The 2,504-nt window shown below is 55.6% G+C and carries 4 protein-coding genes and 1 pseudogene; 2 read left to right on the top strand and 3 right to left on the bottom strand.

The genetic code is table 11. The annotated features are described in order from the left end of the window. The coding region (locus MTBSS4_RS22205; protein WP_217425578.1) for a hypothetical protein at positions 1-566 on the bottom strand (566 nt) is incomplete at its 3' end. Between the two features lie 95 nt (positions 567-661). Further along, the gene (locus MTBSS4_RS17820) at positions 662-1,477 is read right to left on the bottom strand and encodes a tetratricopeptide repeat protein (RefSeq protein WP_173984725.1); all 816 of its coding nucleotides are present in this window, start codon (positions 1,475-1,477) and stop codon (positions 662-664) included. A gap of 174 nt (positions 1,478-1,651) precedes the next feature. Here MTBSS4_RS17820 and MTBSS4_RS17815 point away from each other — a divergent pair, with 174 nt between their 5' ends. Beyond that, on the top strand, positions 1,652-1,885 hold the full coding sequence (locus MTBSS4_RS17815; RefSeq protein WP_173984724.1) for a DUF433 domain-containing protein: 234 nt from the start codon (positions 1,652-1,654) through the stop codon (positions 1,883-1,885). Further along, positions 1,867-2,244: a DUF5615 family PIN-like protein gene (locus MTBSS4_RS17810; RefSeq protein ID WP_173984723.1), complete on the top strand. Its 378-nt coding sequence runs from the start codon at positions 1,867-1,869 to the stop codon at positions 2,242-2,244. The genes MTBSS4_RS17815 and MTBSS4_RS17810 overlap by 19 nt, the downstream gene beginning before the upstream one ends. Positions 2,245-2,261: 17 nt before the next feature. Here MTBSS4_RS17810 and MTBSS4_RS17805 read toward each other — a convergent pair. Then, positions 2,262-2,504: pseudogene (locus tag MTBSS4_RS17805) on the bottom strand (hypothetical protein); the annotation flags it as partial.

Genomic DNA, 2,504 nt, shown 5'->3' with positions numbered 1-2,504 from the left:
GATGGATGGTGAGGGAAGGCCCGCTCAGCACCATCATAGTCCCCTCTCTGAGCCAGTGCAAAGGCGGCGTCATATCTCTGTTGGGGGAGCAAATCAGTGACTGTACTTGCCCCTCCCAAGCGGGCGAGCCAATCCCTTGCCAGGGATGGGACATCAAGATCATTACAATTGTCCAGAAGGATGGTCTTGCATTTTTTCTCTGCCGAAAGAGCCTTTAGATAATATATTCGTGCCGCCTGTATATACCCAAGACCTTCAGCAGATCTTCCAATATACAGCCATGATAGATCTGTGTTAAATCCAATTTGATGCACTCCGGCAGCAAGGTCGGTCCACTGCTGTTGTTCATATAGTTTTTGAAGATTTCTTCTGCTTGCCCCCCACGTGCCAGAGCAGACAAGTTCGCAGGTCAGAGATGCATCGCCATTTATAAAAGCTCTCTCAAGGGATGTAAGATCCGCTGATGTTCTCGCCAAATTTTGACTGGCGCAGCCTGCAACAAGGAATGAGGCTGCGATTGTCGCTATCAAGCGGATGCCACACCTGCTATCTGAAGCAAAATTCATAACACCCTCACAGACCATCTTGAGGCAGCTAAAAACTAAAATGTCGATAAATTCATAGAATTTAATTTCGCCTTATGTGAAGCAGACAGTAAAACTTATTTATTTGCCTTGCGAAGCCATATATCTGCCTCGGCCAAGTCTCTACTCACCCCTTTCCCCTCAATGTACATCCTCCCAAGGAGGAATTGGGCATCTACATGCCCTTGGTCAGCGGCCTTCCGAACCCATTTGGCACCTTCGACATAATCTTGGGAAACTCCTTTGCCTCCGATATAAGCGATGCCAAGAACATACTGTGCCGTGGCATGCCCTTGATCGGCCGCCTTGTGGTACCATTTCGCTGCCTCTGAATAGTCTTTAGGGACGCCTTTGGCTTCAAAGTACATATTTCCAGTAGCATATTGTGCGGTTGAATCGCCGAGGTCCGCAGCCTTACGATACCACTTGATCGCCTCGGCATAATCTTGCGGCACATCTTTTCCTTCGGCGTACATAAAGCCAAGCTTAATCCACGTATCAATAGATTTTTGGTTGCCGGCTCTCGTAAACCACTTATCGGCCTCCACATGATCCTGCTGCACACCCTGACCAGCGCCATACATGGTTCCAAGGAGATGCTGGGCCTCCGCAACTCCTTGTTCAGCTGCTTTCCGAATCCACTTCGCCCCCTCGGCCAGGTCCTGAGAGACACCTATTCCTCCAGAATACATAAGCCCTAGGGTGTATTGTGATGGTATGTCACCTTGTTCGGCCATCGGCCGCCATAACCGAAGCGCCGTATCATAGTCCGCTCGCTGAAACGCGATCAGACCATCCTCGAACGGCCCGGCAAGCGCCTGGGCGACAAGGCCCAGGGACAGAGCTAGGGCCAAAAGCCCGCTCTTCAGTGTGCCCCGTGATTTCCGCATCATCACCGCCCTCATCTCATCCACGCCCTTGCCGCCAGTATCCCCACGGCATGCGGCGATGTCATTCGCTTATTCCGATAGCTGAGCCGGTGACGCAGGCTCGGCCCCCGGCACCGATTCCCGTTGCGAACCGAAATAACCGAGACCATATTTCCAGGGAGTTTCAGGAGGATGGTCATGGCGACCGGCAAGTCCATATCGGCCATGGTGGTCAGCGACGACGGCATTCTGGGCGGGGTGCCGGTGGTGGCGGGGACGCGCATTCCCGCCGACACCGTCCTGGCGGAAGTGCGGACGGGGAAAAGCCGCTTTGACATTTTCCGGTCGTACCCGTCATTGCCCGCCGATGGCATCGACGCCTGCCTCGCCTGGGAAAAGGCGGGGCGTCCGCCATGCGCGATCCATTCCTGATCGACGAATGCCTGTCGCCCGATCTGGTGGCCTTGGCCCATGCCAGGGGGCATGACGCCAGCCATGTGGTGTTCCGGGGGCTGACGGGGACCGCCGACCGCGACCTGCTGCCCATCATCCGCCACGAGGGTTTTGTCTTCGTCACCAACAACGCCAAGGATTTCCTGAAGCTTTACGCCAGGGAGAATATCCACGCCGGGCTGGTCATCATCGTTCCCGGCGGAATTCCGGCCGAGGTCCAGGTTCGCCTGTTTGCCGCCGTACTGGATGAGGTCGAGGCCATGGCCGATCTGGTCAACCGGATCGTCGAGGTCTATTCGGACGGATCGGTGGAAATCCGCGATTGGCCGATGGAATGATGGCGACGGCATAGGAGCTATTCCTTCCTGGCAGAGTCCGCACCGCCCCCCTTCCGGGCATCCTGGATGTCCTTCTCCAAGTCCTGAAACGCCTTCGACGCCCGAACCTTGCCTTGCAGCAGGCTGTTCTTGTTGACCTGATCGACCAGGATGCGGTTGGCGCTGCCCAGGGGATATTGCAGCAGGACATAGGCGCGGTACTGCTGACCGGCGGGGACGAACTTCTTCTCGGTGATGGCGTAGCCGGACAGATTGCCCCC

The organism is Magnetospirillum sp. SS-4, assembly GCF_902729425.1.
Lineage (GTDB): Bacteria > Pseudomonadota > Alphaproteobacteria > Rhodospirillales > Magnetospirillaceae > Phaeospirillum.
This window is presented reverse-complemented; position numbering and strand designations above follow the sequence as displayed.